Origin of the sequence: Xanthomonas indica, assembly GCF_040529045.1 — a bacterium.
In the GTDB taxonomy this organism is placed as follows: Bacteria; Pseudomonadota; Gammaproteobacteria; order Xanthomonadales; family Xanthomonadaceae; genus Xanthomonas_A; species Xanthomonas_A indica.
On record NZ_CP131914.1, the window covers coordinates 1,735,518 to 1,758,739 of the forward strand.

23 protein-coding genes are annotated in these 23,222 nt (G+C 68.3%); 17 read left to right on the forward strand and 6 right to left on the reverse strand.

Annotated elements, in window-relative coordinates:
- From rpsK to Q7W82_RS07545, 5 genes are all read left to right on the forward strand, one after another.
- Complete coding sequence (rpsK, locus tag Q7W82_RS07525) at positions 1-393, forward strand: 30S ribosomal protein S11 (RefSeq protein WP_003470632.1); 393 nt, start codon at positions 1-3, stop codon at positions 391-393.
- Between the two features lie 14 nt (positions 394-407).
- The gene (rpsD, locus tag Q7W82_RS07530) at positions 408-1,037 is read left to right on the forward strand and encodes a 30S ribosomal protein S4 (protein ID WP_010340454.1); all 630 of its coding nucleotides are present in this window, start codon (positions 408-410) and stop codon (positions 1,035-1,037) included.
- Between the two features lie 50 nt (positions 1,038-1,087).
- The gene (gene rpoA, locus Q7W82_RS07535) at positions 1,088-2,086 is read left to right on the forward strand and encodes a DNA-directed RNA polymerase subunit alpha (protein WP_010340455.1); all 999 of its coding nucleotides are present in this window, start codon (positions 1,088-1,090) and stop codon (positions 2,084-2,086) included.
- A gap of 200 nt (positions 2,087-2,286) precedes the next feature.
- Positions 2,287-2,670 carry a 50S ribosomal protein L17 gene (gene rplQ, locus Q7W82_RS07540; RefSeq protein ID WP_010340456.1) on the forward strand — a complete coding sequence of 128 codons (384 nt, stop codon included), beginning with the start codon at positions 2,287-2,289 and terminating at the stop codon, positions 2,668-2,670.
- A 206-nt stretch (positions 2,671-2,876) separates the two neighbouring features.
- Positions 2,877-3,389: a disulfide bond formation protein B gene (locus Q7W82_RS07545; protein WP_242160319.1), complete on the forward strand. Its 513-nt coding sequence runs from the start codon at positions 2,877-2,879 to the stop codon at positions 3,387-3,389.
- A gap of 178 nt (positions 3,390-3,567) precedes the next feature.
- Here Q7W82_RS07545 and Q7W82_RS07550 read toward each other — a convergent pair whose 3' ends face one another.
- Positions 3,568-4,452 (reverse strand): dienelactone hydrolase family protein, encoded by an 885-nt coding sequence (locus tag Q7W82_RS07550; protein WP_242160320.1) that lies wholly within the window; start codon positions 4,450-4,452, stop codon positions 3,568-3,570.
- Positions 4,453-4,729: 277 nt separating this feature from the next.
- Positions 4,730-6,871 (reverse strand): TonB-dependent receptor, encoded by a 2,142-nt coding sequence (locus tag Q7W82_RS07555; protein WP_242160321.1) that lies wholly within the window; start codon positions 6,869-6,871, stop codon positions 4,730-4,732.
- A gap of 200 nt (positions 6,872-7,071) precedes the next feature.
- Here Q7W82_RS07555 and Q7W82_RS07560 point away from each other — a divergent pair, with 200 nt between their 5' ends.
- Complete coding sequence (locus tag Q7W82_RS07560) at positions 7,072-8,466, forward strand: class II 3-deoxy-7-phosphoheptulonate synthase (RefSeq protein ID WP_242160322.1); 1,395 nt, start codon at positions 7,072-7,074, stop codon at positions 8,464-8,466.
- A 261-nt stretch (positions 8,467-8,727) separates the two neighbouring features.
- Entirely contained in the window at positions 8,728-9,891 is a 1,164-nt protein-coding gene (locus Q7W82_RS07565) for a mechanosensitive ion channel domain-containing protein (protein WP_242160323.1), read from the forward strand.
- Positions 9,892-10,055: 164 nt separating this feature from the next.
- On the opposite strand, the gene Q7W82_RS07570 is transcribed toward Q7W82_RS07565, so the two are convergent.
- Complete coding sequence (locus Q7W82_RS07570) at positions 10,056-10,541, reverse strand: DUF2127 domain-containing protein (protein ID WP_184502557.1); 486 nt, start codon at positions 10,539-10,541, stop codon at positions 10,056-10,058.
- Between the two features lie 16 nt (positions 10,542-10,557).
- On the reverse strand, positions 10,558-12,387 hold the full coding sequence (gene typA / locus Q7W82_RS07575; protein WP_010340464.1) for a translational GTPase TypA: 1,830 nt from the start codon (positions 12,385-12,387) through the stop codon (positions 10,558-10,560).
- A gap of 199 nt (positions 12,388-12,586) precedes the next feature.
- Here typA and Q7W82_RS07580 point away from each other — a divergent pair, with 199 nt between their 5' ends.
- From Q7W82_RS07580 to prpE, 10 genes are all read left to right on the forward strand, one after another.
- Positions 12,587-13,081, forward strand: coding sequence for a peptidylprolyl isomerase (locus Q7W82_RS07580; RefSeq protein WP_242160324.1), 495 nt, complete (start codon positions 12,587-12,589; stop codon positions 13,079-13,081).
- Positions 13,082-13,171: 90 nt separating this feature from the next.
- Positions 13,172-13,549, forward strand: a complete 378-nt coding sequence (locus Q7W82_RS07585; RefSeq protein ID WP_242160325.1) for a glutaredoxin family protein — start codon at positions 13,172-13,174, stop codon at positions 13,547-13,549.
- A 36-nt stretch (positions 13,550-13,585) separates the two neighbouring features.
- Complete coding sequence (locus Q7W82_RS07590) at positions 13,586-14,572, forward strand: malate dehydrogenase (RefSeq protein WP_209248487.1); 987 nt, start codon at positions 13,586-13,588, stop codon at positions 14,570-14,572.
- A 76-nt stretch (positions 14,573-14,648) separates the two neighbouring features.
- Positions 14,649-15,524, forward strand: coding sequence for a LysR family transcriptional regulator (locus Q7W82_RS07595; RefSeq protein WP_353949512.1), 876 nt, complete (start codon positions 14,649-14,651; stop codon positions 15,522-15,524).
- A gap of 79 nt (positions 15,525-15,603) precedes the next feature.
- A complete protein-coding gene (gstA, locus tag Q7W82_RS07600) occupies positions 15,604-16,224 on the forward strand; it encodes a glutathione transferase GstA (protein WP_242160327.1) in 621 nt (206 codons plus the stop codon).
- A 99-nt stretch (positions 16,225-16,323) separates the two neighbouring features.
- Entirely contained in the window at positions 16,324-18,837 is a 2,514-nt protein-coding gene (locus Q7W82_RS07605; protein ID WP_242160328.1) for a prolyl oligopeptidase family serine peptidase, read from the forward strand.
- 21 nt (positions 18,838-18,858) lie between these two features.
- The gene (locus Q7W82_RS07610) at positions 18,859-19,167 is read left to right on the forward strand and encodes a hypothetical protein (protein ID WP_242160329.1); all 309 of its coding nucleotides are present in this window, start codon (positions 18,859-18,861) and stop codon (positions 19,165-19,167) included.
- An 80-nt stretch (positions 19,168-19,247) separates the two neighbouring features.
- Positions 19,248-19,493, forward strand: a complete 246-nt coding sequence (locus tag Q7W82_RS07615) for a hypothetical protein (protein ID WP_242160330.1) — start codon at positions 19,248-19,250, stop codon at positions 19,491-19,493.
- Between the two features lie 54 nt (positions 19,494-19,547).
- A complete protein-coding gene (locus Q7W82_RS07620) occupies positions 19,548-19,889 on the forward strand; it encodes a hypothetical protein (protein WP_242160331.1) in 342 nt (113 codons plus the stop codon).
- Positions 19,890-20,035: 146 nt separating this feature from the next.
- A complete protein-coding gene (prpE, locus tag Q7W82_RS07625) occupies positions 20,036-21,907 on the forward strand; it encodes a propionate--CoA ligase (protein WP_242160332.1) in 1,872 nt (623 codons plus the stop codon).
- A 49-nt stretch (positions 21,908-21,956) separates the two neighbouring features.
- Here the strand turns inward: prpE and Q7W82_RS07630 are convergent, their stop codons facing one another.
- Positions 21,957-22,565: a glutathione S-transferase N-terminal domain-containing protein gene (locus Q7W82_RS07630; RefSeq protein ID WP_242160333.1), complete on the reverse strand. Its 609-nt coding sequence runs from the start codon at positions 22,563-22,565 to the stop codon at positions 21,957-21,959.
- A 125-nt stretch (positions 22,566-22,690) separates the two neighbouring features.
- Positions 22,691-23,152, reverse strand: a complete 462-nt coding sequence (locus Q7W82_RS07635) for a cell wall hydrolase (protein WP_019797714.1) — start codon at positions 23,150-23,152, stop codon at positions 22,691-22,693.
- Between the last annotated feature and the right edge of the window lie 70 nt (positions 23,153-23,222).

The following is a 23,222-nucleotide window of genomic DNA, read 5'->3' on the forward strand; positions in this document are numbered from 1 at the left end:
ATGGCTAAGCCCGCAGCAGCAAAGACCAAGAAGAAGATCAAGCGCGTCGTCACCGACGGTGTCGCCCACGTCCACGCTTCGTTCAACAACACCATCGTGACCATCACCGACCGTCAGGGCAATGCGTTGTCCTGGGCGACCTCCGGTGGCGCCGGTTTCCGCGGTTCGCGCAAGTCCACGCCGTTCGCGGCGCAGGTGGCCGCCGAGAAGGCCGGGCGCGCTGCGCTCGACTACGGCGTGAAGTCGCTGGAAGTGCGCATCAAGGGCCCGGGTCCGGGTCGCGAGTCCGCCGTCCGTTCGTTGAACAACGTCGGATACAAGATCACCAACATCATCGACGTGACGCCGATCCCGCACAACGGGTGCCGTCCGCCGAAGAAGCGTCGCGTCTAAGGGAGCGATAAGAAATGGCTCGTTATATCGGTCCTACCTGTAAGCTCGCGCGCCGCGAAGGCGCCGATCTTTCCCTCAAGAGCCCGGCGCGTGCGCTGGACTCCAAGTGCAAGCTGGAGCAGAAGCCCGGCCAGCACGGCGCGACCGCCCGCAAGGGCAAGCTGTCCGACTACGCCACCCAGCTGCGCGAAAAGCAGAAGGTCAAGCGTATCTACGGCCTGCTGGAGCGTCAGTTCCGCAACTACTACAAGAAGGCCTCGACCAAGAAGGGCAACACCGGCGAGAACCTGCTGCAGCTGCTGGAAACCCGCCTGGACAACGTCGTCTACCGCATGGGCTTCGCCGTCACCCGTCCGGCCGCGCGCCAGCTGGTGTCGCACCGTGGCGTGCTGGTCAACGGCAAGTCGGTGAACCTGGCCTCGTACCAGGTCAAGGCCGGCGACGCGATCGCCCTGTCGGAAAAGGCGCAGAAGCAGCTTCGCGTGCAGGAAGCGCTGACCGTTGCCGAAACGCACGACCTGAACCCGTCGTGGGTCGAGGTCGATTCGAAGAAGTTCAGCGGCATCTTCAAGGCCGTGCCGGACCGTGCGGACCTGCCTGCCGACATCAACGAAGCGCTGATCGTCGAGTTGTATTCGAAGTAATCACATCGGAGAGCCTCCGGTCACGGAGGCTCGTCAGGAGAACCCGCAACATGACGGTTACCGCCAACCAGGTTCTGCGCCCCCGTGGGCCGCAGATCGAACGCCTTACCGACAACCGCGCCAAGGTCGTGATCGAGCCCTTGGAGCGCGGGTATGGGCATACGCTGGGCAACGCCCTGCGTCGCGTGCTGCTGTCCTCGATTCCCGGCTTCGCGATCACCGAAGTCGAGATCGACGGCGTGCTGCACGAGTACACCACGGTCGAAGGGCTGCAGGAGGATGTGCTGGAAGTCCTGCTCAACCTCAAGGACGTGGCCATCCGCATGCATACCGGTGACAGCGCCACGCTGTCGCTGTCCAAGCAGGGCCCGGGCACGGTCACTGCCGCCGACATCAAGACCGACCACAACGTCGAGATCCTCAACAACGACCACGTGATCTGCCACCTGACCAAGGACACGGCGATCAACATGCGTCTGAAGATCGAACGTGGCTTCGGCTACCAGCCGGCCGCCGCGCGTCGCCGTCCGGACGAAGAGACCCGTACCATCGGCCGCCTGGTCCTGGATGCCTCGTTCTCGCCGGTGCGCCGCGTCGCCTACGCGGTCGAGTCGGCCCGCGTCGAACAGCGCACCGACCTGGACAAGCTGGTCCTGGACATCGAAACCAACGGCACGATCGACGCCGAGGAAGCCGTGCGCACCGCCGCCGACATCCTCAGCGACCAGCTGTCGGTGTTCGGCGACTTCACCCATCGCGACCGCGGCGCGGCCAAGCCGGCCAGCAACGGCGTGGATCCGGTGCTGCTGCGTCCGATCGACGATCTGGAACTGACCGTGCGTTCGGCCAACTGCCTGAAGGCCGAGAGCATCTACTACATCGGCGATCTGATCCAGAAGACCGAAGTGGAGCTGCTCAAGACCCCGAACCTGGGCAAGAAGTCGCTCACCGAGATCAAGGAAGTGCTGGCCCAGCGCGGCCTGTCGCTCGGCATGAAGCTGGAGAACTGGCCGCCGGCCGGCGTCGCCCAGCACGGCATGCTCGGCTGAGTCTTGCATCTCCGGCCGGTGCCGCAAGGCACCGGCCGCGCGTTGTCCGCTTCATCCGCACCACCACGTCGACGGGTCGCCAAGCCCGCGGCGTCGCCCGGTCAAGGACGGCCGGCACGGACCATCCGCAGTCCACATTCAACGCCAGGACGGCGACAGCGATCCCCAGCAGTTTCACTCTTCCATAGGAATCCCAACCCATGCGTCACCAGAAATCCGGCCGCAAGTTCAGCCGCACCAGCGCCCACCGCGAGGCGATGTTCAAGAACATGGCGGCGTCGCTGATCAAGCACGAGCTGATCAAGACCACCCTGCCGAAGGCCAAGGAACTGCGCCGCGTCGCCGAGCCGCTGATCACCCTGGCCAAGGTTGACAACGTCGCCAACCGCCGCCTGGCCTTTGCGCGCCTGCGCGACAAGGAAGCTGTGGGCACCCTGTTCACCACGCTGGGCCCGCGCTACCAGGCGCGCCCGGGTGGCTACCTGCGCATTCTCAAGTGCGGCTTCCGCGCCGGCGACAACGCGCCGATGGCGTACGTCGAGCTGGTCGACCGCCCGGCCGTGGCCGAGGAAGTGGCCGAGTAATCGTCCGCATCCGCAGCAGCAAGAAGCCCGGCATGTCCGGGCTTTTTTGTTTTTGGGGTGGGGAGTGGGGAGTCGGGGATTGGGGATTGGGGATTGGTGGAGCGTGGTCGCCGTTTGGGCGAGGGCGTCCAACAGCGCTGTGACGCATGGTGATGGAGCGCACGATCGCGGATAATGCGCGGATCGTCGCTGCGAGTCCGAGTCCGATGAATCCGTTACGCTGGGGTTTCCGCGCGCAGTTCCTGCTCGGCTTTCTGATCTGCGCCGGCTTGCTGGGCTATGCGATCTTCGTGCAGCTGCAGTTGGGCATCGAGCCATGCCCGTTGTGCATCTTCCAGCGCATCGCGTTCGCCGCGCTGGGTGTGCTGTTCCTGCTCGGCGCCCTGCACGGGCCGCGCAGCGCCGGCGGGCGCAAGCTCTACGGCGTGCTGGCGTTCCTGGCCGCGCTCGTGGGCGCCGGCATCTCCACCAAGCACGTGTCGGTGCAGTTGTTCCCGGACCCGATGGCCTCCTGCGGCCCGCCGCTCAGCTTCCTGCGCGAGACCATGGGGCCGTTCGAGGTGCTGCGCCGGGTGCTGACCGGCACCGGCGATTGCGGCAACATCGACTGGCGCTTCCTCGGCCTGTCGATGCCGATGTGGTGCCTGATCTGCTTCGTGCTGCTGGCCGTGTTCGCGCTCTATGCCGGGTTCAAGAGCCGTCGGCGCACGCTGATCTGAGCGTGCCCCTGTTGCGCGCGGATCGCTCGGCCTGACCGCGCCTGGCGGCGCCGCTGGGCCGCGGCTGCGGCTGCGGCTGCGGCAGCGCCGGCGCAGCTCGCGCCCACCACCGCGCACCCACGGTCTTCATCCGGTCCGGGCGCCGGCTCCACCGCTGATCGCGCGATGCGGGCCTGCGTCAGCGCGACGCGCTGGCCGGCGCTGGCGTGCCTGCGGCCGGCGACAGGGCCTGGGCGAGGAACGCCGCCACCGGCCTGGCCCATACCGAGGGATCGGCCTGGGCGAAGGTTTTGTGGCCATCGTCGCCGAACGGCGGCAGCTCGACGAAGGCGACCGGCGGCGTCGAGCCGGCGCGGTAGGCCGTATACATGCGGTGCGCCAGTTCGTGCCGGAAGAAGTGATCGTTCTCGGCGTACAGCCATAGCTGCGGCAGCGTGTTGGCCGCGCCCAGGGTCTTCTCCGCCTCGATCAGGCGATCCTCGCCGGCGCAGATGACCTCCTTGCCGTTGCTGCCGCGCCCGCCGGCGAAGCTGATGACGCCGCGCACACCGGGTGGCGGCGCATCGGCCAGCGCCAACGCGCCGAGCCCGCCGGCGGATTGGCCGACCACGACGATGCGCTGCGGATCCACGCCGGGAAGGCGGGCGGCAGCCTTGACGATCGCCGCCTCCGCCGCGGCGATCTTGCGCCCGGCGACGACGAAATCGACGTCGTGGCAGTTGCCGGCGCCTTCCAGATAGCGGCCGCTGGAGGCGCCGTAGCCGGGCCGCAGCGCCACCACCACCATGTCGCCGTGGGCGGCGAACCAGCGTGCGGCGCGGGCGAAGCCGAGGCGGGTGTCGGCGAGCTTGCGCTTGTCTGCAGGCGTACCGTGGTGGATGACGATCAGCGGGAATGGACCGGGGCCGGCGGGGCGATACACGCGTGCGGCCAGGTCGTAGTCGACGCCTTGCACGACCACCGGCATGCGGAAGTCCGTGACGCGTGCGGCGTGCGCCGGCGGCGGTGCGGCGAGGGTGAGGACGGCGACCGCGAAGGCGGCGGCGAACAGGTGTTTCAGCATGGGCGGGACCGGGCCTGGACGGATGCGCGGCAAGGCGTCGTGGCGGTCCGTTGCGATCGGCAGGCCGTCGCGGGCCTGCCTTCGCTGGGCGAGGCCACGGCCACGACGCGGCACACGGCTTCGCTGCAATACCGGACGGGTCGCGGCAAGCGCCGGACCCGTCGCGTCCTGCGATCGCGGCGTACTGCCGTGGCGGGCCGGGCGGCGTGTTGCCGCTGCTCTGCCACCACGCCTGCAGCGCACGACCGTGCGCCGCAGGCCATCGCCGCGGCTTTGCTCAGAAGTCCTGCTGCAGGCTCAGGTAGACGCCACGACGCGGCGCCCACTGCGGCGCGAACACGCCGATGCCGCCGCCGTCGCGCAACTGGTAGTGGCGGTCGAGCACGTTGAGCACCGCCAGCTGCGCGTGCAGCGGGTGGCTGCTAGCCAGGGCGAAGTCGTGACCGGCGCTGAGGTTGAGCTGGAAGTACGCCGGCAGCTCGCCGCCGTTGGGCACGCCGTCGGCATCGGTGCGCAGGCCGCTGCCGAACAGGTAGTCGGCGCCGATGCGGCTGTCGTCGGCCAGGGCGTAGTTGATGCCGCCGGAGGAGGTCAGCTTCTGGTCGTGGTCCAGGTGGATCCAGTGGTCGTAGGCGTAGGCCAGCGCATCCGGGTCGAAGTTGTACAGGCTGGTCATCACCCGCTTGCCCATGGCCTTGCTGTACGCCGCGTTGAAGTAGGCGTTGATCGGGCCGTTGCTGTAGTCGGCGCTGAACTCGGCGCCGCGGATGCGGCCGTAGCGGTAGTTGAAGGTGGAATAGACGTAGGCGGCGCCGAACTGGCCTTCGTCCTGCAGGCGGTCGGCCTTGCGGTAGTACGTGTCCAGGCCCAGGGTCAGGTGGTCGCCGACCATCTGCGAGATGCCCAGGTCGTAGTAGTCGCTGCGCTCGCTCAGCGGCTTGGTCGGGCCGCCTGCTGCCGACTGCTGGTTGGTGGTGCCGTCGTACAGGGCGATGTCGCTGGTGGAGATCAGTTCGGTGGCCGGCGGGGTGAAGTAGCGGGCGTAGCCGGCGTGCAGGGTGGTGCTGTCGCTGGCATGCCAGACCACGCCCAGGCGCGGGCTGAGCTGGCCCTCGGTGGTGCCGAAGGCCTTGTAGCGGTCGCCGCGCACGCCGTAGTTGATGGTCCAGGCGTCGCTCGGCTGCCATTCGTCCTGCAGGTACACCGCGTAGGTGCTGGCGTGGAAGCGGCTGGCGTCGGGGATGAACAGCGGCACGTCGCTGCTCTGGCTGCCGTCGTCGTTGGCCGGGAACACGTAGGCGTTGTTGCTGGCGTTGGCGTGTTCGAAGTTGCCGTACACACCGTAGCGCAAGGTATGCGTGCCGCCCCACGGCGTGGAGAAGTCGGCCTGCAGGGTGCTGGCGCGGTTGGCGCGCTGCACCTGCGAGGCGATGCCGTTGAAGATCAGGTCGCCGGCGATGTCCGGGGAGAACGCGACGCTGCTGTAACGCTGGCCGGCCGACAGCTGGTAGCTGGTGTCGCCGAGTGCGCCCTGCAGCACCAGGGTGCCGAAGCGGGTGTTCTCGCGCTGGTTCTCGTCGAGCTGGGAGGAATCGAAGGTGCTGATGCCCTGGTAGGTGAATGCCGGGGTCTGCCCCGGGTTGTTGGGGATCTGGAAGCGGTTGTTGGCGTAGCCGACCAGCAGGCTGAGCCGGGTATTTTCGTTCAGCAGGTAGCTGAGGTCGGCGAAGCCCTTGCCCTGGTGGGTCTTGTCGTGGATCGGGTTGTCGCTGTCGGTCGGGTTCTCCATGCCGATGCGGTTCTGCAGGTAGTTGCCGCTGGCGAACCAGCTGAAGCGGCCGTCGCTGCCCCACCACGAGGCGTTGGGGTTGAGCGTGCCGTAGGAGCCGCCGGTGATGCCGACGCTGCCGCCGTCGCCCAGTTCCACGCCGTTCTTGGTGGTGATGTCGACCACCGCCGCGGTGCGGTCGCCGAACTGCGCCGGCAGCGCGCCGTCGAGCAGGCGGATGTTCTTGATCGTGCGCGGGTCCAGGGTCTGACCGAAGCCGGAAATGGACTCGGGAATCATCACGCCGTTGATGCGGTACTGCAGGTTGGCGTGGTCGCCGCGCACGTGGATGCCGCCGTAGGAATCCTGGACCACGCCCGGCGCCTGCAGCAGCACCTGGTTGAGCGGGGTGGAGGCGCCCAGCGGCAGGCGGGCGATGTCCTCGGCGCTGATCGCGTACTGGCTGCTGCCGATGTCAGGCGACAGCGCGTTGCGCGCGGCTTCCAGCTTGGCGGTGACGGTGACCGGATCGAGATCGACGGTCGGTTCGGTGGCAGCGGTGCTGTCGGTGGCGGCGTCTGCGGCGAGGGCGAGACCCGGGGCGACCAGCAGGACCAGGGCGATGGCGGAGGAGAGTGGGCGACGTGTCATGGCGAGGCGGACCGAAGGGAGAGGAATTGTTACTTAATAACAGTGTGCTTTCGCAAAAACGCCGGCGTAGGCCGGAAGTCATGGTGGCATCGCGGGGTTGCTTGCCATTCATGTCGCGGCGCTGCCAGCGTGACCGGCGTGCGACGCTATGCGGCGCGCTCCGGCTCTGCGAACATCACACACTGCCAAGGAGTCCTTTCATGAATCTGTCTGCCGCCGCCGTGTCCGAATCCGCCTCGTCGTCCTGGTCGCCCGCCAGTTGGCGCGAGCGGCCGGCGCTGCAGATGCCGGTGTATCCGGATCCGCAGGCGCTGGAGGCCACGCTGGCGGAACTGCGGCACCTGCCGCCGCTGGTCACCTCCTGGGAAATCTTCGCGCTGAAGAAGCAACTGGCCGAGGCGCAGGAAGGCAAGCGCTTCCTGCTGCAAGGCGGCGATTGCGCGGAGAACTTCAGCGATTGCGAATCCGGCACCATTTCCAACCGGCTCAAGGTGCTGCTGCAGATGAGCCTGGTGCTGGTGCACGGCCTGCGCCTGCCGGTGGTGCGGGTCGGTCGCTATGCCGGGCAATACGCCAAGCCGCGCTCGGCCGACACCGAGACCCGCGACGGCGTGACCCTGCCCAGCTACCGCGGCGACGTGGTCAACGGCCCGGAATTCACCGCGCAGGCGCGGGTGCCGGATCCGCGGCGCATGATCACCGCGCACTCGCGTTCGGCGATGACCATGAACTTCGTGCGTGCGCTGATCGACGGCGGCTTCGCCGACCTGCACCATCCCGAGTACTGGAACCTGAGCTGGGTCGGCTATTCGCCGCTGGCCGAGGACTACCAGAAGATGGTGGCCTCGATCGGCGATGCGGTGCGCTTCATGGAGACCCTGTCCGGCGCGCAGCTGTACAACCTCAACCGGGTCGATTTCTACACCTCGCACGAGGCCTTGCTGCTGCCCTACGAGGAAGCACTGACCCGCGAGGTGCCGCGGCAGTGGGGCTGGTTCAACCTCAGCACGCACTATCCGTGGATCGGCATGCGCACCGCGGCGCTGGACGGCGCGCACGTGGAGTATTTCCGCGGCATCCGCAATCCGATCGCGATCAAGGTCGGCCCGTCGGCGCAGCCGGACCAGTTGCTGCGCCTGATCGACGTGCTCAATCCGGAAGACGAGCCGGGCCGGCTGACCTTCATCCACCGCATGGGTGCTGCGCAGATCGCCGAGAAGCTGCCGCCGCTGCTGGAGGCGGTGAAGCGCGACGGCCGCCGCGTGCTGTGGGTGTGCGATGCGATGCACGGCAACACCGAGAGCACCAGCAACGGCTACAAGACCCGGCGCTACCAGAACGTCCTGGGCGAGGTGGAGCAGTCGTTCGACATCCACGCCGCGGCCGGTACCCGCCTGGGCGGCGTGCATCTGGAGCTGACCGGCGAGGACGTCACCGAGTGCACCGGCGGCGCGCGCGAACTGACCGAGCGCGACCTAGAGCGCGCCTACCGCTCCAGCGTGGATCCGCGGCTGAACTACGAGCAGTCGCTGGAGATCGCGATGGCGATCGTGCGCAAGCAGAACGGGCGCACCGTCGCCACGCCGCTGGCGTAGTCGGTTGGCGTCATGCGTCGGCGCGCAGCGTGCGCGTCGGCGCTAGTGCTGAGCGCAGGCCTGCGCCGAGCCCTTACGTCCGCACGCCCGGCGCGTGGCGGCGTCTCGCTGCCGTTGGCAACCCATTTCGCAGAAGTCCGCGCATGCGCGACGACGCCGGCTGTGGTCGTCGCCTGGCGCCGCAGCGCGCGCGCTCGACATCGCGCTAATCTCCGCGCTGCCAGACTGTCGCGACTCCTCCCCCCGACACAGGAGCGCATCTTGACCCTCGATCTTCACTGGGTGCCCTGGCGCGCCTATACGGTGCCGATCGGCGCCGCGCTGATTCTCGGTTTCCTGGCCTGGTGGCTGCTGCTGCGCATCGCCCAGCGCATGCGCGGCCGCGATTACCGGCGCGCGCGCATCGTGCGCGTGGTCAGCGTGCCGGTCGCCTTCCTGCTGCCGATGCTGATGCTCAGCTTCGCGCTCGAGTCCACGCCGTTGGACGAGGCGGCGCTGACCGACCTGCAGCACCTGCTGCACATCGGCATGATCGGCTGCGTGACCTGGCTGCTGGTGCGTGGCGTGGCGGCGCTGGAGACGGCGATCCTGCGCAGCCATCCGATCGAGGTGGCGGATAACCTGACCGCACGTCGCGTGCAGACCCAGACCCGGGTACTGGCGCGGGTGGCGATGGGTACGATCATCCTGTTCGGTACTTCGATCGTGCTGCTGACCTTTCCGGCGGTGCGGCAGATCGGCACCACCTTGCTGGCCTCGGCCGGCATCATCGGCCTGGTCGCCGGTATCGCCGCCAAGCCGGTGTTCGGCAACCTGATCGCCGGCCTGCAGATCGCGCTGACCCAGCCGATCCGGCTCGACGACGTGGTCATCGTCGAAGGCGAGTGGGGCCGCATTGAGGAGATCGGCAGCTCCTACGTGGTGGTGCGGATCTGGGACGAGCGGCGCATGGTGGTGCCGCTGACCTGGTTCATCGAGAACCCGTTCCAGAACTGGACGCGCAGCAGCGCCGACCTGCTCGGCACCGCGTTCCTGTGGCTGGACTACCGCACGCCGATCGCGCAGGTGCGCGCCGAACTGGAGCGCATTTGCAAGAGCGAGCCGCTGTGGGATGGCCGGGTCTGCGTGACCCAGGTGACCGACACCAGCGAGCGCACGATCCAGGTGCGCCTGCTGGTCAGTGCGCGCAACTCCGGCGATGCCTTCGACCTGCGCTGCATCGTGCGCGAACGCATGCTGGATTTCCTGGTGCGCGCGCATCCTTATGCGCTGCCGCTGCTGCGCGCGGAAGTGGCGCCGGAGCCGGTACGGCTGTCGCATCCGCCGGTACGCGCCAGCGACTCGGAGGCGATGCGTTCGCCTGGCGCCGAGGATGGAGCGCCGGCAGTGAATGCGACTACGGACGGGGAACGCGCGGCGCGCTGATCGTTGCGCGATGCTGTGACGTGGTCATGCCGCGTTGGATGGATAGAGCGCTCTGCATCACGGTCAACGATGCCGGCCAAGTGCTGGGCACACGAACGCGCCCATGCTGGTGCATAGGCGCATGTCGCTTGAGCGAGAGGCGCCGTTGCGGCGCCGGGTGAGGTTCAGGCCGCCGGCGGATGCCGCCGGCGCCGCACCAGATCGCGGGCCAGGATGCCGACCACGGCGAGGTTAATCGCCAGCACCGCCCACGACGCCCAGCCGGGGTGGCGCACGATCGCGTACACGTCGAATGGCAGGTAGATGGCCGCGGAGACGCAGCCCAGCAGCGAGGCCCAGGCCTTGGCGCGCCACAGGCCCCAGGCCTCGATGAGGTGCAGCACGCCGTAGGCGAGCATGCCGGCGGCGGCCAGGTGCACCGCGCCGGGGCTGATCATGGTCAGCAGCGAGGGCAGGGCACCGTGGTCCGGATCCAGGCTGAAGCGCACGATCAGCTTGTCCACCCCCGCGCGCAGCGGGGCCGGACCCATCAGTTCCAGCCCCGTGGCCGCCAGCACCGCGAGCAGGCCCTTGCCGGCCTCCAGCAGTGCGATCAGGTGCAGGCCCGGATGCGCGTGCGGATCCGGGTTGTACGCCTTGTCGGCGGCCATGGGCGTGCGCTGCCGCTCAGCCCGCGCGACCGGCGCGCTTGCGCTCGTTTTCGGTCAGGTGCTTCTTGCGCAAGCGGATCTCCTTCGGGGTGACTTCGACCAGTTCGTCGTCCTCGATGAAGTCCAGCGCCTGCTCCAGCGTGTACTTGATCGCCGGGGTCAGCTTGATCGCATCGTCCTTGCCCGAGGCGCGCATGTTGGTCAGCGGCTTGGTCTTGATCGCGTTGACGGTCAGGTCGTTGTCCTTGGAGTGGATGCCGACCAGCTGCCCTTCATACACGTTGTCGCCTTCGGCGGCAAACAGACGGCCGCGCTCTTCCAGCGGGCCCAGCGCGTAGGCGGGGGTGGCGCCCGGCGCGTTGGCGATCATCACGCCGTTCTGGCGCTTGGCGATGGCGCCCTGTTCCTTCGGGCCGTAGTGGTCGAACACGTGGAACAGCAGGCCCGAGCCCTGGGTCAGGGTGCGGAACTCGTTCTGGAAGCCGATCAGGCCACGCGCCGGGATCATGTAGTCCAGGCGCACGCGGCCCTTGCCGTCCGGCTCCATGTTCTTGAGCTGGCCCTTGCGGATGCCCAGCTTCTCCATGACGCCGCCCTGGTGCTGCTCTTCGATGTCCACCACCAGCTGCTCGACCGGCTCCATCAGCTGCCCGTCGATCTCCTTGATGATCACTTCCGGGCGCGACACGGCCAGTTCGAAGCCTTCGCGGCGCATGTTCTCGATCAGCACCGACAGGTGCAGTTCGCCACGGCCGGACACCAGGAACTTGTCGGCGTCTTCCAGCTGCTGCACCTTCAGCGCCACGTTGTGCACGGTCTCGCGCTCCAGCCGGTCCTTGAGCTGGCGGCTGGTCAGGAACTTGCCGCCGGACAGGTCCTTGTTGCCGGCGAACGGCGAGTTGTTGACCTGGAAGGTCATCGAGATGGTCGGCTCGTCCACGGTCAGCGGCGGCAGCGCCTCGGGGGCTTCCAGCGCGCACACGGTGTCGGAAATGGTCAGTTCCTGGATGCCGGAGATGGCGACGATGTCGCCGGCCTGCGCGCTGTCCTGCTCGATGCGCTCCAGGCCCAGGAAGCCCAGCACCTGCAGCACCTTGCCCTGGCGCTTCTTGCCTTCGCGGTCGATCACCGCCACCGGCATGTTCTTCTTCAGCACGCCGCGCTGAATGCGGCCGATGCCGATCACGCCGACGAAGTTGTTGTAGTCCAGCTGGCTGATGCGCATCTGGAACGGGCCGTCCGGATCCACGTCCGGCTTCGGCGCGTGCTGCATGATCGCTTCGTACAGCGGGGTCATGTCGCCGTCGCGCACGCTGTCGTCCAGCGAGGCGTAGCCGTTCAGCGCCGAGGTGTAGACGATCGGGAAGTCGAGCTGCTCGTTGGTGGCGCCGAGCTTGTCGAACAGGTCGAATACCTGGTCGATCACCCAGTCCGGACGCGCGCCGGGGCGGTCGATCTTGTTGACCACCACGATCGGCTTGAAGCCCATCGCGAAGGCCTTCTGGGTCACGAAGCGGGTCTGCGGCATCGGGCCGTCCATCGCGTCGACCAGGATCAGCACGGTGTCCACCATCGACAGCACGCGCTCCACCTCGCCGCCGAAGTCGGCGTGTCCGGGGGTGTCGACGATGTTGATGCGGTTGCCCTGCCAGGTGATGGCGGTGTTCTTGGCCAGGATGGTGATGCCGCGTTCCTTTTCCTGGTCGTTGCTGTCCATCACGCGCTCGGCCAGCACCGTGCGCTCGGACAGGGTGCCGGACTGCTTCAGCAGGCAGTCGACGAGGGTGGTCTTGCCGTGGTCGACGTGGGCGACGATGGCGATATTGCGAAGATTTTCGATGGACATGCGAAAGGGGGCCAGCCGGCGCCAGAAGGAAGGAAAGGAAGCCACCTAGTATACCCGGATCCCGTGGCGCCTGCCGGCGCCCGGCGGCGGTGGGCCGGGCGGGCCCGTTCAGGCGCCGGCGGCGGGCACGGGCGAAGCCTGAACAAGGCGCCGTGTATCCTATGCGCCCCTCATGACGCCCCCGTTTCCAAGGAATCCCATGTCCCTGATCGCCCATTTCGACACCGTCCGCGGCCCGATCAAGATCGAGCTGTATCCCGACAAGGCCCCGCTGACCGTGGCCAACTTCGTGAACCTGGCCAAGCGCGGCTTCTACGACGGGCTGAACTTCCACCGCGTGATCGCCGACTTCATGATCCAGGGCGGCTGCCCGGAAGGCTCCGGCCGCGGCGGCCCGGGCTACCGCTTCGAGGACGAGACCAACAACGGCGTGCGCCACGACCGCGGCGTGCTGTCCATGGCCAATGCCGGCCCCAGCACCAACGGCAGCCAGTTCTTCATCACCCACGTCGCCACCCCGTGGCTGGACGGCAAGCACACCGTGTTCGGCAAGGTGCTCGAGGGCCTGGACGTGGTCGACAGCGTCGCCCAGGGCGACGTGATCAACAAGATCACCATCGAAGGCGACGCCGACGCGGTGCTGGCGGCCAAGGCCGACCGCGTCGCCGAGTGGAACCGCACGCTCGACGCCTGATCCGGCACTGTCCGCGCGTCCGGTCCTGCGGCCGGGCGCACGGACCCTGCGTGCTACCATTTCCCGGTTGATTGCCGCACCCGACTGCCGATGACGATGCGCCCCCTTGTGTTGTGCCTGCTGCTGCTCGCCATCGGCGGTGGCGTGCACGCGTGGTGGCGCAGTACGACTTCGGCGCCGTCGGCCGCACTGGCCGCCGGCGACCCGCGGCGGCTGACCGGCGATGACGGCATCGTCATGCTCGCCGCCGACTGGTGCGGCTACTGCCGCCGGCAACAGGCCGATTTCGCCCGCGCCCAGGTCCGCTACACGGTCCTGGACGTGGAGCAGGAGGCCGGCCGCCAGGCCGCCGCCGCGCTGGGCCTGGAAGGCGTGCCGATCACCGTCATCGGCCAGCACGTGGTCGAAGGCTACGACACCGCCGCCCTGGACCTGCACCTGCAGCCGCTGGGCTATCGCGTCTACTGATCCACCCCACCCACTTTCTTAGCAGAGGAATCCCCCATGAAAGCACCCGTTCGTGTTGCCGTGACCGGCGCCGCCGGCCAGATCGGTTATGCCCTGCTGTTCCGCATCGCCTCGGGCGAAATGCTGGGCAAGGACCAGCCGGTGATCCTGCAGTTGCTGGAACTGCCGATGGAGAAGGCCCAGGCCGCGCTGAAGGGCGTGATGATGGAGCTGGAAGACTGCGCGTTCCCGCTGCTGGCCGGCATGGTCGGCACCGACGACGCCGAAGTGGCGTTCAAGGACGCCGACATCGCCCTGCTGGTCGGCGCGCGTCCGCGCGGCCCGGGCATGGAGCGCAAGGACCTGCTGCTGGAGAACGCCAAGATCTTCACCGCGCAGGGCGCGGCGCTGAACAAGGTGGCCAAGCGCGACGTCAAGGTGCTGGTGGTCGGCAACCCGGCCAACACCAACGCCTACATCGCCATGAAGTCGGCGCCGGACCTGAACCCGAAGAACTTCACCGCCATGCTGCGCCTGGACCACAACCGCGCGCTGAGCCAGCTCTCGCTCAAGCTCGGCAAGCCGGTCGGCGGCATCGAGAAGCTGGTGGTGTGGGGCAACCACAGCCCGACCATGTACCCGGACTACCGCTTCGCCACCGCCGATGGCGCTTCCATCGCCGAGGCGATCAACGACCAGGAATGGAATGCCGGTACCTTCATCCCGACCGTGGGCAAGCGCGGCGCGGCGATCATCGAAGCGCGCGGCCTGTCCTCGGCCGCCTCGGCCGCCAACGCCGCCATCGACCACGTGCGCGACTGGGTGCTGGGCAGCAACGGCAAGTGGGTGACGATGGGCGTGCCGTCCGACGGCTCCTACGGCATCCCGGAAGGCGTGATCTTCGGTTTCCCGGTCACCACCGAGAACGGCAAGTACACCATCGTCAAGGATCTGCCGATCGACGACTTCAGCCAGAAGTACGTCGACAAGACCCTGGCCGAGCTGGAAGAAGAGCGCAGCGGCGTGGCCCACCTGCTGGGCTGATCGCCAACGCGATCGCGTCGTCACGGAACGCCGGGCCCCGCCCGGCGTTTCGCGTTGTGGGAAGCCCGACAGCATGATGAATCTGATCCACTGGCGGCTGTACGTCGCCGTCGTCGAGTGCGGCAGCATCAGCGCCGGTGCCGCGCGCTGCGGCATCACCCAATCCGGCGCCAGCCAGGCCATCGCGCAGATGGAGCACGTGCTGGGCGCCGCGCTGCTGCTGCGCGAGCGTGGACGGATTCGGCCGACCCCGTTCGGCGCGCGTGCGCTGGGACATGCGCGGGCGATGCTGGCCGAACTGGGGCAACTGCAGGCGCTGGCCAGGGCGCAGCGTGCGCCCGCCGCGCCGTCGCTGCGGGTGGCCGGATTCGCCTCGTCGCGGCCGTGGCTGGCGCCGCGCCTGCGCGCGTTCGAGCGGGCGCATCCGGACACGGGCGTGGTCTGGCTGGAAGGCAGCGACGAGGAAGTCGAGGCCTGGCTGGCGGCCGGGACGGTCGACCTGGGCGTGGTGCTGGACCCGGCGCCGGAGCGCGCTGCCATCGTGTTCGGCACGGACGAGTGGTTGGCAGTGCTGCCGCCGGCGCTGGTGCGCCCGCAGGCGCGCGACATCGCCCTGGCGGAGCTGCTGGCGCTGCCGTTCGTGCTGGCCACCGGCGGCTGCTGGCTGCATGCGCAGCGCCTGGCCGAACGCGCCGGGCTGGCGATCGCCGACCTGCGCCTGCAGGTGCGCGACTGGTCCAGCGCCTGGACCCTGGTGCGCGACGGCGCAGGCGCCAGCCTGCTGCCGGCGTCGGTGCTGCCGGCCGAGCGCGACGGCGTGCAGGTGCTGTCGTTGCAGCCGCGGCTGCAGCGTCGCTTCGCGCTGGTCGCCGCGGCGCACCCGGCGTCTGCCGCACTGCAGTTGCGCGCGTTCCTGGAGCAAGCCATTAGCAGCGCTACTGACCCGCCCTGACATTCTTGTTTCTCCGCAGGCGGCCATGCCGCGCACACTGCGCGCGCCGACTGTCCGGCGTTCCTGCGAGACCGTTTCGATGCATCTCTATGCCGCTCCTGGCGCCTGTTTCCTGGCGCCGCACATCGTGCTGCGCGAACTGCAGTTGCCGTTCCGGCTGGTGCACGTGGACAACCGCAGCAAGCGCACCGCCGAGGGCGAGGACTTCCGCGCGATCAATCCCAAGGGCTATGTGGCCGCGCTGCAACTGGACGATGGCCAGGTGCTGACCGAAGGGCCGGCGATCCTGCTGTACCTGGCCGACCGCTGTCCGCAGGCGGCGCTGGCGCCGCCCGCGGACGCAGGCGCCTTGCCGCGCTATCGCCTGTACGAGTGGCTGGCCTTCATCAACAGCGAACTGCATGCCGGCAGCGTGCCGCTGTTCGATGCGGGGCTGGCGCCGGAGCGGCGCGCTGCGGTGGCCGCGCGGCTGCTGCAGCGCTATGGCCATGCCGAGAGCGCGCTGCATGCGCGGCCATACCTGCTCGGCGACCGCTTCAGCGTGGCCGATGCCTACCTGTTCACCGTGCTCGGCTGGCTGCCGCGGTTCGGCCTGTCGCTGGCCGCGCATCCGGCGTTGGCCACCTACGCCACGCGCATCGCCCAGCGTCCCAGCGTGGTGGCGGCGCTGGCCGCCGAGCAGGCGTTGCAACCGGCCTGAGCGCGGCACGCGGGCAGTGCCAGGCATGACCTTCGGCGCTCGGCCACCGCGCGGCGACCGTGCTACGTTGCCGGGGCCATTCGAAAGGGGATTTCGATCATGCTCATGCCGTTCCGCTGGATCGGCGCGCTGGCGCTTGCCAGTGCGTTGCCTGTTGCCGCCCACGCCGCCACCGCCGACAGTGGTTATCGGCAACCGCCCGAGCCGCTGCTCGGCGTGATGCGCGCGCCGCTCAATCCGTCGCCGCGGCTGGACCCGACCGGGCGCACCCTGCTGCTGGTCGAGCGCCAGGCCTACCCGCCGATCGCGCGCGTCGCCGAGCCGTACCTGAAACTGGCCGGGGTGCGCGTGGAGCCGCGCACCCACGCCCGCCACGACATGTCCAACGGCTACGGCATCCGCGCCTGCCTGGACGGCTTCAGCCTGGTCGACGTGGCCAGCGGCAAGCAGACCGCGGTGACCCTGCTGGCCGGCGCCTGCCCGGCGCAGCCGGTGTGGTCGCCGGACGGGCGCCGCTTCGCCTTCAACAACACCGCCGCCGACCGCGTCGAACTGTGGCTGGGCGACGTCGCCACCGGTACGGTGCGCCGCATTGACGGCGTGCAGCTCAACCCGGTGCTGGGCGGCGAGATCCAGTGGCTGGGCGGCAGCGACACGCTGCTGGTGCGCGCGGTGCCGCAGGACCTGGGTCCGGCACCGGTGAAGGCGGCGGTGCCGCCGGGGCCGGAGGTCAAGGAAGCGATCCGCGGCAAGGGCGAGAGCAGCACCTACGAGGCGCGCGACACCCTGTCGAGCCCCGAGGACGAGGCGCAGTTCACCTACTACGCCACGGCGCAACTGGTCACCGTGGATGCTGCCAGCGGCAAGCTGCGCACGGTCGGCAAGCCGGCGGTGTACTCGGTGGTCGACGGCGCGCCGGACGGCCGCCACGTGCGCGTGGAGCGCCTGCAGCGCCCGTACTCCTATGTCACCACCTATGGCCGCTTCGCCCACGACGTGGCGGTGCTGGACCTGGCCGACGGCAGCGAGCGGGTGCTGGCGAACCTGCCGGTGGCCGACCGCGTGCCGGTGCATGGCGTGCCGACCGGGCCGCGCGCCTATGGCTGGCGTGCCAACCAGCCGGCCACCCTGGTCTGGGCCGAGGCCCTGGACGGTGGCGACTGGAAGACGAACGTTCCTGCCCGCGACAAGCTGTTGACCCTGTCGGCGCCGTTCGCCGGCAAGCCGCGCGAACTGGCCAAGGTGGCCCAGCGTTACGCCGGCCTGAGTTGGTTCGCGCAGGGTGGGCAAGCGCTGCTGGACGAGTACGACGAGAACCGCCATTGGCGCCGCACTACGCTGCTGGACGCGGACCGTCCCGGCAGCGCCGGGCGGGTGCTGTTCGACCTGTCCACCGACGACCTCTATGCCGATCCCGGCACCCCCGAGCTGCGTCGCCTGGCCAACGGCGAGTACGTGCTGCGCGAGGACAACGGTGCGTTGTTCCTGAGCGGGCAGGGCGCCACGCCGGCCGGCGACCGGCCATTCCTGGACCGCTACGACCTGGCGAGCGGCAAGACCCAGCGCCTGTTCCGCAGCGGCGCCGACGTCGACGAGGCCTTTGCCGGGTTCGCCGGCGACGACACCACCCGTCTGCTGACCTGGCGGCAGTCGCCGAGCGATCCGCCCAACGTCTACCTGCGCACGCTGGGCCAGGCGCAGCCGGCTGCCGTCGCGGGCGAGGCCGTGGTCGCCTCCACCCTGGCGCCGGTGACCCGCTTCCCCGACCCGACCCCGGTGGTGCGGCAGATCAAGAAGCGCCTGGTGACCTACAAGCGCAAGGATGGGGTCGAACTGTCCTTCACCCTGTACACGCCACCCGGCTACAAGGAAGGCACGCGGGTGCCGGCGATCCTCTACGCCTATCCGCTGGACTATGCCGATGCGTCCAAGGCCGGCCAGGTCAGCGGCGCCAACGACCGCGACTTCACCCGCCTGCATTCCTACCAGCTGTTGCTGCTGGCCGGCTACGCGATCATCGACGATGCCGCGTTCCCGATCGTCGGCGACCCCAAGACCGCCTACGACACCTACCTGCAGCAGCTGGTGGAGAACGCCCAGGCGGCGGTGGACAAGGCGGTGGAGTTGGGTGTGGTCGACCGCGACCGCATCGGCGTCACCGGCCACAGCCACGGCGCGCTGATGGCGGCCAACCTGCTGGCGCACACCGACCTGTTCCGCGCCGGCGTGGCCACCAGCGGCAGCTACAACAAGACCCTGACCCCGTTCGGTTTCCAGAACGAGCGGCGCTCGTTCTGGGCGGCGCCGGAGGTGTACGCGCAGGCCTCGGCGTTCTTCCATGCCGATAAGATCAATGAGCCGCTGCTGCTGGTGCACGGCATGGACGACGCCAACCCCGGCACCGAGACCACCCAGGCCCCGCGCATGTTCCAGGCCATCCGCGGCCTCGGCGGCACCGCGCGGCTGGTGCTGCTGCCGTTCGAACCGCACTGGTACACCGCGCGCGAGTCCAACGAGGACGTGGTGGCGGAGATGCTGGAGTGGTTCGACCGCTACGTGAAGCAGGCGCCGCCGCGTGCGGCGGCGGCGACCGCGGCGGCGCAGAAGCAGTAGCGCGACGACCTGGAGCGCACGATGAAACTGCGTTTTCTTTGCGCGCCAGTGCTGCTGGCGCTCACCGCATGCGGTGCCGTCGACACGGTGAAGAATGCGTACGCGCATTCGCAGGAAGTGGCGGCTGACCTGGAGAAATCGGTCGGCAGCAAGCCGATGGTCGGCTTCAACTGGGCCAATGGTGCGCTGGTCCAGGTCACGGTCAATTTCCAGGGCGTGCCGCACAAGCCGCTGGCGCAGATCGTGCAACTCAGCAAGGATTCGGTGGCCACGCGCTTCGAGCAGGCGCCGGGGAATGTGGTGGTGACATTTACGGTGCCGGGGAAGTAGGACGTGAGGCAACCGCCTCCATTGGAGGAAGCGGCAAAAGCGAGCGGTAATCAGGTCAGATCAAGCTAAGGAGAGAGCTGATGGCGAAGCGCGAAGATCTTCAAGATTGGGTTGTTGCAGCACTGAAGGCGCATGCAGGCTCAGCCAGCATCGTTCAAGTGGCGCAGCACATTTGGACGCATCATGAGAAAGAGCTCCATGCATCTGGAGAGCTATTCTTTACTTGGCAGTACGACATGCGGTGGGCATGCACACGCTTGCGTGAGCGCAAGATCGTTCAATCGGCTGAAGTTTCAAAACGTGGCGAATGGCGCCTTGCAAGCTGACAGTTCATCCGAGTGGAACTGCTTCGCAGGTGGCTTAACTAACCCGGTTAGATAGTGTCGAGCAATTTCATGCTATCCAAAGCCTTGCTTGTTCTCCTGGCTCTTGTCAGTGCCTTTCTTGGCTATCGTGTCCTTCTTCTAGAGTCAGAGGTGCATGCGCTTCAGCGCAATGCGGCAATTGCCGTGCTTTCGGCCGAAATTGCAAACAGAAAGGTCGGGGCTTTTGCGCCTTACTTTGCGGAGGACAAGGAAGCATTTGCCAACGCTTGGCTAGATGGAGCCAATATGCCAGGAGCTGTATTTCCGGAAGATGTTTTGGTTCCTCTTCAGCAAGAGCTGGCTCGGCGGAGAGCGGAGCCGGTGTCGCAAAAGCTCAAGGCTGAAACCTTCCATTAGCCCCTTGTTGCTTTCAAAGCGGCTCCTTCGCTGCATGGCGCAACTCAGGCGGTAGCCGCCTAACCCCTTCGACCAAGGTCGGAACGACGTCCTCCCCGCCAAAGGACTATGCTCGGAGCCGGTGCACCGGCCTTGGGAGGGGCGGCATGGACTACGCGACGCTGTACCGACGTTCGATCGAGCGGCCCGAGGAATTCTGGGCCGAGCAGGCCCAGGCAATCCATTGGGAGCGCCCGCCGCAGGCGATCCTGGAGTACGACACGCCGCCGTTCCGGCGCTGGTTCGTCGGCGGCCTGACCAACCTGTGCCACAACGCGGTGGACCGGCATCTGCCCGAGCGCGCCGCGCAGCTGGCGCTGGTCGCGGTGTCCAGCGAAACCGGGCAGACCCAGGAGATCACCTATGCGCAGCTGCACCGCGAGGTCAACGCCTTCGCCGCGGTGCTGCAGCGGCTGGACGTGCAGCGCGGCGACCGCGTGGTCATCTACATGCCGAACATGGCCGAGGCGGTGTTCGCGATGCTGGCCTGCGCGCGCATCGGCGCGGTGCACTCGGTGGTGTTCGGCGGCTTCGCCGCGCACAACCTGGCGCTGCGCATCGACGATGCGCGGCCCAAGCTGCTGATCGCCGCTGACGCCGGCAGCCGCGGTGGCAAGCGCATCCCCTACAAGCCGCTGGTCGACGCCGCCTGCGCCGAGGCCAGCGCGGCGCCGCCGACGGTGCTGATCGTCTCGCGCGGGCTGGATCCGGCGCTGCCGCGCGTGCCCGGGCGCGACGTCGACTATGCCGAGTTGCGTGCCGAAGTCGGCGATGCGCAGGTGCCGGTGGTGTGGCTGGAATCCAACGAACCCAGCTACCTGTTGTACACCTCCGGCACCACCGGCAAGCCCAAGGGCGTGCAGCGCGATGTCGGCGGGCATGCGGTGGCGCTGGCGCTGTCGATGCGCACGGTGTTCGACTGTGGCCCCGGGCAGGCCATGTTCTCCACCTCCGACGTGGGCTGGGCGGTGGGGCATTCGTACAACGTGTACGGCCCGCTGATCGTCGGCGCGACCTCGCTGTTGTACGAAGGCCTGCCGGTGCAACCGGATCCGGGCGTGTGGTGGGCGCTGTGCGAGAAGTACCGGGTACGCACCATGTTCTCCTCGCCGACCGCGATCCGCGTGCTGAAGAAGCATCCGGCGCGCTACCTGCGCGAGCGCGACCTGAGCGCGCTGCGCTATCTGTTCCTGGCCGGCGAGCCCCTGGACGAGCCGACCGCACTGTGGATCGGCGAAGCGCTGGGCAAGCCGGTGATCGACAACTACTGGCAGACCGAAACCGGCTGGCCGGTGCTGGCGTTGTTGCCGGGCGTCGAGCTGCGGCCGGTCAAGCCGGGGTCGCCGGGCTTTCCCAACCTCGGCTATCGCACGCGCATCGTCGACGAGCACGGTGTCGAGGTACCGGCGGGACGCAAGGGCGTGCTGGTGATCGAGCCGCCGTTGCCGCCGGGCTGCATGACCACGGTGTGGAACGACGATGCGCGCTTCCTGCGCAGTTACTTCAGCCACTTCGACACGTTGCTGTACAGCTCGCTGGACTGGGCGATCCGCGACGAGGACGGCTACACCTTCATCCTCGGCCGCACCGACGACGTGATCAACGTGGCCGGACATCGCCTGGGCACGCGCGAGATCGAGGAAGCCATCGCCGGCCACGCCGACGTGGCCGAAGTCGCGGTGATCGGCATGCACGATGAATTGAAGGGGCAGGTGCCGGTGGTGTTCGCGACGCTGAAACAGGCCGCGCCCGATGCCGCGGCGGTGGTCGAGGAGTTGCGCCAGTGCGTGGTGCAGCGGCTAGGCGCGGTGGCGCGGCCGGCGCAGGTGTATCTGGTGCAGGCCTTGCCGAAGACGCGTTCGGGGAAGCTGTTGCGGCGTTCGCTGCAGGCGCTGGCCGAGCAGCGCGATCCGGGCGATCTGTCGACGCTGGACGACCCTGGCGCGCTGGAGGAAATCCGCCGCGCCTTGCGCGGTTGACGCCACAAGGACGACGCCGGCGCGCCCGCGCCGGCGTTCGCAGCGTTGCTCAACCGAGGCCTTCGGCCTGCAGCGCCGCCTGCACCTGCGGATCGGCGGACATGCGTTCGAAGTGCAATTGCAGATTGGCACCAAGCGCGATCTGCTGCGCGCGCGCCCAGCGCAGGGTGACGAACAGATAGGCGTCGGCGATGGAACGGCGCGCGCCACCGAGCCAAGTCTGTTGTTCCAGCGCCGACTCCACACGCATGTACAGCGTGCGCACGCGCTCGCGTGCGTGCTCCTGGGTGCGCGCGATCACCGCGGCATCGTCCAGATAGCGGGTGCTGCCGAACAGCGGATGAAACGCCGGATGCAGATCGGCGTTGAGGAAGGCCAGCCAACGCTGCACCTCGGCGCGGCTGCGCGGGCTGCCGTCGCCGGCCAGTTGCGCGTCGGGCGCGAGGTCGGCGATGTAGTTGAGGATCGCCGAGTTCTGGGTGAGCACCCAGTCGTCCATCTGCAGCGCGGGCACTGCGCCGGCCGGATTGATCGCCAGATACGCAGGCGCCTTCATCGCGGCGGCATCGAGCAGCTTCAGTTCGAACGGCAATCCCGCCCAGCGCAGCGCGATGTGATCGGCCAGCGAACAGGCGCCGGGCTTGGAATAGAGTTTCATGGCAGGCGGCTCCGCATCGAAGTCAGGACGGCAGAGCGTACCTGTTGCGCGGGGCGCTTGGCGATCAGACGCGCCGTGTGCGGCGCGCGGGAGCCTGCGTCAGGCCATGCCTGGGCGGCGAGCGATTACGACGCGTTGCGCGGACGCAGCTTCTGCACGCGATAGAACGTGTGGTCGCCGATGGTCGCGACCTGATACGCGTTGCGCCAGCTCGGGCTGGCGATGGCATGCGCGGCGAAGTGGCTGGCGCCGGGCACGATCTCCTTGCGCTGGCCCTGCGGCAGCGCCCAGTTGCGCTCGGCGGCGAAGGCGACCTTGACCGCATCGGCCCAGGCGTCGTCGTTCTTCAGTTCGGTGCCCGGCTTCACCAGGCCCGGTGCGAACTGTTTGCGCGCGGTGACGACCTGGCACATCGAGTCGCCCCACAGGCCGCTGTCCAGGCGACGCAGCGCGACCTCGGCGACGGCTTGCTGTCCGCGCAGCGTCTGGTCGCGCGCTTCCAGGTACACGGTGGTGCTGAGGCACAGCGAATCGGCAGCGGGTTGCGGCAACAACTGCGACAGCCAGAGAATCCAGGCCAGTTTCATCGTACTCCTTGCTCCGTATGGGCCGTCGTGGCGCTGCGCCGGAATGGCGCGGCAAGCGATGCGGCTTGGC